Below are 7,569 nucleotides of genomic sequence, written 5' to 3'. Positions count from 1 at the left end.
GCGATGAAGCCGTGGTCTGGGCCGATGCGGCTTACGACACCCATGCCCGACGGGCCCGGCTGAAGGCGGAAGGCAAGAAGCCCCGCATCGCTCGTCGGCCCAACAGACATCACCCGGAACTGCCGCCCAGGCTCAAACGCTACAACCTCCTCATCGCGCGCCGACGAGCCCAGGTCGAAACCACCTTCGCTACTCTCAAACGCCGCATGCGGCTGACCTGCATCCGCTACGTCGGTCTGATCAAGGCGACCGGGCAAGTCCTGCTCGCCTCGATCGCCTTCAACATGAGGCGGTGGGCCACGATCGCCGCGTGAGCTGCCCGCTCAGGGCGACAACTACAGATCTTGGCAGGCAATTGCCGGGACCAGGGCACTCGCTCCTGACGTCTTCAGCCTCAAGAGCCGATAACGCAACAGGCCCCTTGTGGGAGAGGGTGGCTCGCCGCGCAGCGGCGAGACGGGTGAGGGGGTCTCCCTCCGCGAGTCCGACTCTTATTGAGTGCGCTGAGGCAACCCCTCATCCGGCGCTTCGCGCCACCTTCTCCCGCAAGGGGAGAAGGGAAGAGGTGCGCGTGGCGAGGACCTTGAATTAAGGCGCCGCGCGCCTCGCCAAAAACCGCGTGATTGCCCCACCCAGCTTCGCGTTGTCCATCGGCTCCGCCAGCGACTCCCTCGCGGTCGCAACGACATCCTCCGGCGCCTTGCCGTCGCGGAGCTCGCAGCACACTTGCGCAAACTCCACGTCGAATTCCGGATGCGGCTGCACGGTCAGCGTGGTGCCGTTGGCGTAGAGCAGGCCCGCATGCGGGGTGAATTCGGACGAGAGGATCGTCAGCGCATCGCTGGGCGGCTCGACCACCTGGTCCTGATGCGAGGCGGCGATCGCAACGGCTTTGCCGTCGACGACGCCGTTCTCCGGCAGCACCTGATAGACGTGGCGGCCGATGCCCCAGCCCTTCTCCGACTTCTGCACGGTGCCGCCGAGCGCCTGCGCGATCAGCTGATGGCCGAAGCAGACACCGACCATCGGCGTCTTGTTGGCGTAAGCCGTGCGCACGAAATCTTCCAGCGGCGCGATCCAGTCGAGCCCGTCATAGACACCGGCGGCAGCACCGGTGATCAGCACGGCCTCGAGCTTGCTCGGGTCGGGGAGTGCGTCGCCATTGGGGATGCTGACGACGTCCACCGTGGCGGTCGGATCCTCGGCGCGGACCATGCGCTCGAACATGTCGGGAAACGAGCCGTGCTGCTCGCGGTACTTCTGCGGGACCTGTCCGGTCTCGATGATGGTGATGCGTGCCATGTGCCCCCCGGGTGAAAAGGTTGCGAAGCTCAGTCGCTTTCTGCCCCATGTTGCTGGTGTGGCGCTGTGCGTGCCAGCTGTGCGCTCTCTTTCCGGACCTCGTTGAGAAACGCCTTGGCCAGGCGCGACAGCGGCTCGGATTCTGACCATAGCATATAGGCAACCGCGTGCGTCGTGGGCGTGAACGGCCGCACCACGAGGCCGCTGCCGCCGTTCTGCCGCGGCGAGAACGGATCGACCACGGCGGCGCCGACGCCGGCCGCGGCGAGCACGCAAGCCGTGTTGCAGTAGCGCACCTCGACGGTCGGCTGGAACGGCGCGCCGGCGCGGGCAAAGCTGTCGCGCACGGCCTCACCGAGCCGCGTGCCGCGCTCGAGCCCGATGAAGGGCATGCCGGAGAGATCTGCGGCCGAGATCACGGGCTTGTCGGCAAGCGGATGCCGCGGCGGCAGCACGCACACCATCTCGCCGGTGTGCACCACCTCATGCGCGATGCCGGGATGATGCGTCAGCCCGAGCGCGAAGCCGAGCTCGGCAACGCGGCTGAGCACCCCCTCGATGATGCCCTCATAGCGCCGCACGTCGAAGAACACCCGCGTCTCCGGGCGGCGGCGAAGGAAGCTTGAGAGCGCCGACGGGATGATGCTGTAGGCCAGCGGCGGCGTCGCGACGAGCGCCAGATGGCCGGAGCGGTTCTCGCGCAGATCGCGGACGCGGTTCTCGAGCTTGGCGTGCAGCGCGAAGATGGCTTCGCTCTCCTTGTAGAGCGCCATCGCCTCCGCGGTCGGAAACAGCCGGTTGTTGACGCGCTCGAACAGCGCAAAGCCCGCCTGCGCCTCCATCGTCTTCAGCGCGTTGCTGACCGCGGGCTGTGACAGCGCCAGTTCGTCCGCCGCCGCCACCGTGGTGCGATGGCGGATGACGGCACGCAGGATCTCGAGCTGACGCAGGTTCATATCACTGCCAATTATACTCTGGGCCAAAACATCATAGCAGAACGAATTGATTTTGCAGCCCCGCTTCCGCGTAATGGTCGCGGATTTGCACGTCGCATCAAGGGGTTCATTCGCCCATTGAGGCAGCACTGCGCACATATTGGAGGCAATCTTGGTTCGTGTCCTTCGCGCCGCCGCCGCACAGATGGGGCCGACGCAAAAAGCCGATACGCGCGAGCATACGCTGGCGCGAATGCTCGACATGCTGGAGGAGGCCGCCGGCCACGGCGCCAGCCTCGTGGTGTTTCCCGAGCTTGCCTTCACCACCTTCTTCCCGCGCTGGCTGCTCGAAGGCGACGCGCTCGACCACTATTTCGAGCGCGGCATGCCGAACCCGGCCGTGGCAAAACTGTTCGACCGTGCGCGCGCGCTGCGCGTCGGCTTCTATGTCGGCTATGCGGAGCTGACGCCGGACGGTCGACGTTATAATTGCGCCATCCTGGTCGATCGCGACGGCGAGATCCTCGGCCGCTATCGCAAGGTGCATCTGCCGGGTTCGGTCGAGCCGCGCGAAGGCGCGCGCTACCAGCAACTCGAGAAGCGCTATTTCGAATATGGCGACCTCGGCTTTCCCGCTTTCCGCGCCGGATCGGCCTGGGCCCACGCCATCATGGGCATGATGATCTGCAACGACCGCCGCTGGCCGGAATCCTGGCGCGTGCTCGGCCTGCAAGGCGTTGAACTCGTCTGCATCGGCTACAATTCGGCCGCCTATGATCCCAATGGCGGCGTCACTGAAGACGCGTCCTTGCGCACCTTCCACTCGACGCTGGTGACGCAGGCCAACGCCTACATGAACGCGACCTGGGCGATCTCGGTGGCGAAGGCGGGCGAGGAGGACGGCTCCGGGTTGATCGGCGGCTCCTGCATCGTCGATCCCAATGGCCGCATCGTTGCGCAAGCCCAGACTTTGGCCGACGAGGTGATCATCGCCGACATCGATCTCGATCTCTGCCGCCAGGGCAAGGACAAGATGTTCAACTTCGCCGCCCACCGGCGGCCGGAGCAATACAGGGTGATCACCGAACGCGCTGGCGTCATCGAGCCGGCCGTTCTCGACGCGGACTGACTGGCACGGCGCTGGCAAAGGACTCAAAGCAAAACGTTGGCAAAGGAGCTGACATGATACGCCTCTCGCTCTCTCTCGGTCTCGCAGTACTGGCTACCGTAACGTCGGCGCAAGCGGCGGAGCTTCCCGCGGAGATCAAGCAGGCGGGCGCGTTGAAGCTCACGGTCAACTCCACCTACGCGCCGATGGAGTACCGCGATCCCGCCACCAACGAGCTCGTCGGGCTCGACGTCGATCTGGCCAACGAACTTGCGAAGCGGCTTGGCGTAAAAATCGTCTGGAGCGAGACGCCGTTCGCCGAGCTGATCCCGTCGCTCCAGACCAGGCGCGCGGACTTCATCATCTCCGGCATCTCCGACCGCGCCTCACGGCGCGAGACCGCCGCTTTCGTCGACTACCTCGCGACCGGCCCGCAGTTCTTCGTGATGGCGGACAATGCGGCCAAGGACGCGACCGATCTCTGCGGCAAGAAGGTCGGCACCACCCGCAGCACCAGCTTCCCGGTCGAGATCGAGAAGTGGAGCAAGCAGAACTGCGAGCCGGCCGGCAAGCCGGCCATTCAGTACGTCCCCGGCGAGAACTCGATCGACGTCCGCAACCAGCTCAAGCAGGGCCGCATCGACGCCGCAGTGCAGGGCAGCGAGACGCTGCCTTACGCGCAGACGCAGGAGCCCGGCAAATATCGCGTCGTCGGCGAGCCCTTCGCCAAAGGCTACCAGGGCATCATGTTCCGCAAGGACGATGCGGCTTTGCGCGAGGTGGTGACGGAGAAGCTCACGGCGATGATCGCCGACGGCACCTACAAGGCCGTTCTCGACAAATGGGGCCTGGGGGCCAACGCGGTGGCCCAGCCCATGCTGAATGCGGCGCCGCAATGAAGCCGGTGCCGGCACTCGCGGAGGGTTTCCCTGATCTGTCGGGGATGCGGGTCGCGCGCGAGCCGCACTGGTTTCGCTGGCTCAGCGCGGCGCTGATCGTCCTCGTGCTGGCGGTGATCGTGCGCGCCTTCGCCGGCGGTCAGATCGAATGGTCCTATGTCAGCCGCTTCCTGACCGCAAAAGTCATTCTCGAAGGCATCGTCAACACGATGGTGATGGCGGTGCTGGCGATGGCGCTCGGCATTGTCCTCGGCGTCGTCGTCGCGGTCATGCGGCTGTCGCCCAATCCGGTGCTGAAGACGGTCGCGGCCGGCTACACCTGGCTGTTCCGTGGCACGCCGCTGATCCTGCAACTGCTGTTGTGGTTCAACCTCGCGCTGGTGTTTCCGACCATCGGCATTCCCGGCCTGTGGTCTGCGCGCGCGGTCGACGTCATGACGCCGTTCCTTGCCGCGCTGCTCGGGCTCGGCATCAACCAGGGCGCCTATACGTCCGAGGTGATGCGTGCCGGCATGCTGTCGGTCGACATCGGGCAATACGAGGCGGCACAGGCGATCGGCATGGGGCGGCTGCGCGCGCTGCGCCGGATCATCCTGCCGCAGGCGATGCGCGTCGTGATCCCGCCGCTCGGCAACGAGTTCATCGGCATGGTGAAGGCGACCTCGCTCGCGAGCGTCATCCAGTATCCGGAACTGCTGCACAACGCCGAAAACATCTACTACGCCAATTCGCGCGTGATCGAGCTGCTGATCGTTGCCGGGCTCTGGTACCTGCTCGTGGTCTCGATCCTGACGCCGCTCCAGATGCTGCTCGAACGCCGTTTTGCCCGCGGCACATTGCGGCTGGCGCGATGACAAACCCCCTCGTCGCGATCCGCACCGTCAGCAAGAGCTTTGGAGAGTTCCAGGCTCTCAGAAGCGTCTCGCTCGACGTCTGGCCCGGCGAGGTGATGTGTTTGATCGGCGCCTCCGGCTCCGGCAAGACCACGCTGCTCCGCTGCATCAACCAGCTTGCCGCGATCGATGCCGGCGGCATCTGGCTCGACGGCGAGCTGCTTGGCGTGCGCGAGCAAAGCGGCAAGCTCTACCGTCTCAGCGAGCGGGAGATCGGGCGGCAGCGGCTGAAGACTGGCATGGTGTTCCAGCGCTTCAACCTGTTTCCGCACAAGACCGCGCTGGAGAATATCATCGAAGGTCCACTTCAGGTGCAGGGGCGCAAGTCCGACGAGGTGCGCGCGGAGGCGCTCGAACTGCTCCGGCGCGTCGGATTGTCCGCCAAGGCGGACTGGTATCCCGCGCAGCTCTCCGGCGTCCAGCAGCAGCGCGTGGCGATTGCGCGTGCGCTCGCCATGAAGCCGATGCTGATGCTGTTCGACGAGCCGACCAGCGCGCTCGATCCGGAACTCGTCGGCGAGGTTCTCGCGGTCATAAAGGAGCTGGCGAAGAGCGGCATGACCATGATGGTGGTGACGCACGAGCTCGGCTTCGCGCGCGAGGTCGCCGACCGCGTCGTCTACATGGACCAGGGCGCGATCGTCGAGCAGGGGCGCGCCTCGGACGTATTGGGTGCGCCGCGCGAGGAGCGCACCAGGGCATTTCTTTCGGCGGTGATCTGAGATGGGGGCGTGTTGATGAAGAGACTTTGGGTTGCGGCGGCGCTTTTCGGCGTCATGACCGTTTCGGCATTGGCGATCGAGCTGCCGGCGGAGATCGCCAAGCGCGGCAGCCTCAAGGTGGCGCTGGTGCCGAACTATCCGCCGATGGAATTCCGCGATCCCGCTACCAACGCGCTATCCGGCTTCGACATCGATCTCGGCGAAGCCATCGGCCGCAAGCTCGGCGTCAAGATCGAATGGCAGGAGACGAGCTTTGCCGAGTTCATGCCGTCGATCTCGACCGGGCGGGTGGACGCCATCCTGTCCGGTTTCACGGACTACGCGAGCCGTCACGACATCGCGTCCTTCGTCGATTATCTCAGGAGCGGTCCGCAGTTCTTCGTGCAGCAGTCGCGCAAGGCGGAGTTCAAGGACGCGGCATCGCTCTGCGGCAAGAAGGTCGGCGCCAGCCGCCGCACCATGTTCCCGGCGCAGATCGCGGCGTGGAGCGAGAAGAATTGCGGCAGCAATCCGATCCAGTTCATCGGCACCGACGGCTCGGCCGACGCCCGCACCCAGCTGAGGCAGGGCCGCATCGATGCCGCGGCCCAGGGCAACGAGACGCTGCCCTACATTATGGATCTCGAACCCGGCGCCTATGCGCCCGTGGGCGAGCCCATCGCGCAGCAATTCACCGGCATCGCCCTGCCGGTCAAGGAAAAGGCACTGCAGCAGGCCATTCTCGAAGCGGTCGATGCGCTGATCGCCGACGGCACCTACAAGACCCTGCTTGCCAAGTGGAAACTGAACGACAACGGATTAGAGAAGGCGACCATCAATGCTGGACAGTAAGGCACTCAAGAGCATCCCGCTCGTTCCGGCCAACACCGCCGATCCCGCGCCGGAATATCCCTGGCCGAAACCCTACACTTCGGCGATGTTCCTCTCCTTCGACGTCGACGCGGAGAGTGCGTGGACCAGCAAGGACGCGGTGCACGCGCAGCGGCTCATCACCATGAGCTATGGCGGCTATGAGGCGCGCGTCGGCACGCCGAAGCTGTTGGAGCTGCTCGACCAGCTCGATCTCAAGGCGACCTTCTTCGTCACGGGATGGTCGGTCGACGCGCATCCGGCGATGGCCGAGTCGATCCTCAAGGCCGGCCACGAGATCGGCCATCACGGCTATCACCATCTGCTGCCCGATCCCGGCGATCCCTGGATCGAGGAGGAGCTGGAGCGCGGCTTCGAGGCGCTGAAGCGCCGGCTCGGCGTCAGGCCGACCGGCTATCGCGCGCCCTATGGCGAGTTCACCGAGGAGCTGCGCGCAGCACTCGTACGTCACGGCATCGTCTACACGTCGTCGTTCCGCGACGACGTGCGGCCTTATCGCCATCGTCTGGCCGACGGCAAGCCCGGCACGATCGAGCTGCCGGTCACAGCGAGTTATGACGACTGGATGCACGGCCTCTCCGCCCGCTTCAGCCCGCGCTCGATCTTCCCCAAGGAGCATGTGCTCTCGATCTGGAAGGACGAGCTCGACGAAACCAGGGACTGGGGCGCCATGGTGACGACCGTGCTGCATCCGCAATGTAGCGGCCGCCCGATGCGGCTGCGCCTGTTGCGCGAGTTCCTGACCTACGCAAAGTCGTGCCCGGATGTCTGGATCACAACCGGCGAGAAGATCGCGGAAAACTTCCTGCGCCACGAAGCCGGTAGTCGCTGAGCAGCACC

9 protein-coding genes are annotated in these 7,569 nt (G+C 65.4%); 7 read left to right on the top strand and 2 right to left on the bottom strand.

From position 1 onward, the window contains the following. On the top strand, positions 1–314 hold a 314-nt coding region (locus AC1DW2_RS21920), incomplete at its 5' end, for a transposase (RefSeq protein WP_477007152.1). A 274-nt stretch (positions 315–588) separates the two neighbouring features. Here the strand turns inward: AC1DW2_RS21920 and AC1DW2_RS21915 are convergent. Beyond that, the gene (locus tag AC1DW2_RS21915; RefSeq protein ID WP_063981042.1) at positions 589–1,302 is read right to left on the bottom strand and encodes a type 1 glutamine amidotransferase; all 714 of its coding nucleotides are present in this window, start codon (positions 1,300–1,302) and stop codon (positions 589–591) included. A gap of 29 nt (positions 1,303–1,331) precedes the next feature. Then, on the bottom strand, positions 1,332–2,258 hold the full coding sequence (locus AC1DW2_RS21910; RefSeq protein ID WP_063981043.1) for a LysR family transcriptional regulator: 927 nt from the start codon (positions 2,256–2,258) through the stop codon (positions 1,332–1,334). A gap of 151 nt (positions 2,259–2,409) precedes the next feature. Between AC1DW2_RS21910 and AC1DW2_RS21905 the strand changes: the two genes are divergently transcribed. From AC1DW2_RS21905 to AC1DW2_RS21880, 6 genes are read left to right on the top strand one after another with little or no spacing between them, the layout of a single operon-like run. After that, entirely contained in the window at positions 2,410–3,366 is a 957-nt protein-coding gene (locus tag AC1DW2_RS21905; RefSeq protein ID WP_084795331.1) for an N-carbamoyl-D-amino-acid hydrolase, read from the top strand. A 53-nt stretch (positions 3,367–3,419) separates the two neighbouring features. After that, entirely contained in the window at positions 3,420–4,244 is an 825-nt protein-coding gene (locus AC1DW2_RS21900) for an ABC transporter substrate-binding protein (protein ID WP_283017567.1), read from the top strand. After that, positions 4,241–5,098 (top strand): amino acid ABC transporter permease, encoded by an 858-nt coding sequence (locus AC1DW2_RS21895; RefSeq protein WP_063981046.1) that lies wholly within the window; start codon positions 4,241–4,243, stop codon positions 5,096–5,098. The genes AC1DW2_RS21900 and AC1DW2_RS21895 overlap by 4 nt, the downstream gene beginning before the upstream one ends. Then, positions 5,095–5,859 (top strand): amino acid ABC transporter ATP-binding protein, encoded by a 765-nt coding sequence (locus AC1DW2_RS21890; RefSeq protein ID WP_477007151.1) that lies wholly within the window; start codon positions 5,095–5,097, stop codon positions 5,857–5,859. Before AC1DW2_RS21895 ends, AC1DW2_RS21890 begins: the two co-directional genes overlap by 4 nt. A gap of 15 nt (positions 5,860–5,874) precedes the next feature. Continuing rightward, positions 5,875–6,690 (top strand): ABC transporter substrate-binding protein, encoded by an 816-nt coding sequence (locus tag AC1DW2_RS21885; protein ID WP_063981048.1) that lies wholly within the window; start codon positions 5,875–5,877, stop codon positions 6,688–6,690. Further along, on the top strand, positions 6,677–7,561 hold the full coding sequence (locus AC1DW2_RS21880) for a polysaccharide deacetylase family protein (protein WP_063981049.1): 885 nt from the start codon (positions 6,677–6,679) through the stop codon (positions 7,559–7,561). Before AC1DW2_RS21885 ends, AC1DW2_RS21880 begins: the two co-directional genes overlap by 14 nt. The last annotated feature ends 8 nt before the right edge of the window (positions 7,562–7,569 follow it).

This window comes from Bradyrhizobium sp. P3_C3, assembly GCF_056402655.1.
Note: the sequence above shows the minus strand (reverse complement) of the source record. Positions and strands in the feature narration are given on the sequence as shown.

Excerpts from the sequence above, each read along its gene's own strand:
- AC1DW2_RS21885 (WP_063981048.1), top strand. The coding sequence starts at position 5,875 with ATGAAGAGACTTTGGGTTGCGGCGGCGCTTTTCGGCGTCATGACCGTT.
- AC1DW2_RS21895 (WP_063981046.1), top strand. The coding sequence starts at position 4,241 with ATGAAGCCGGTGCCGGCACTCGCGGAGGGTTTCCCTGATCTGTCGGGG.
- AC1DW2_RS21910 (WP_063981043.1), bottom strand. The coding sequence starts at position 2,258 with ATGAACCTGCGTCAGCTCGAGATCCTGCGTGCCGTCATCCGCCATCGC.
- AC1DW2_RS21915 (WP_063981042.1), bottom strand. The coding sequence starts at position 1,302 with ATGGCACGCATCACCATCATCGAGACCGGACAGGTCCCGCAGAAGTAC.
- AC1DW2_RS21880 (WP_063981049.1), top strand. The coding sequence starts at position 6,677 with ATGCTGGACAGTAAGGCACTCAAGAGCATCCCGCTCGTTCCGGCCAAC.
- AC1DW2_RS21900 (WP_283017567.1), top strand. The coding sequence starts at position 3,420 with ATGATACGCCTCTCGCTCTCTCTCGGTCTCGCAGTACTGGCTACCGTA.
- AC1DW2_RS21890 (WP_477007151.1), top strand. The coding sequence starts at position 5,095 with ATGACAAACCCCCTCGTCGCGATCCGCACCGTCAGCAAGAGCTTTGGA.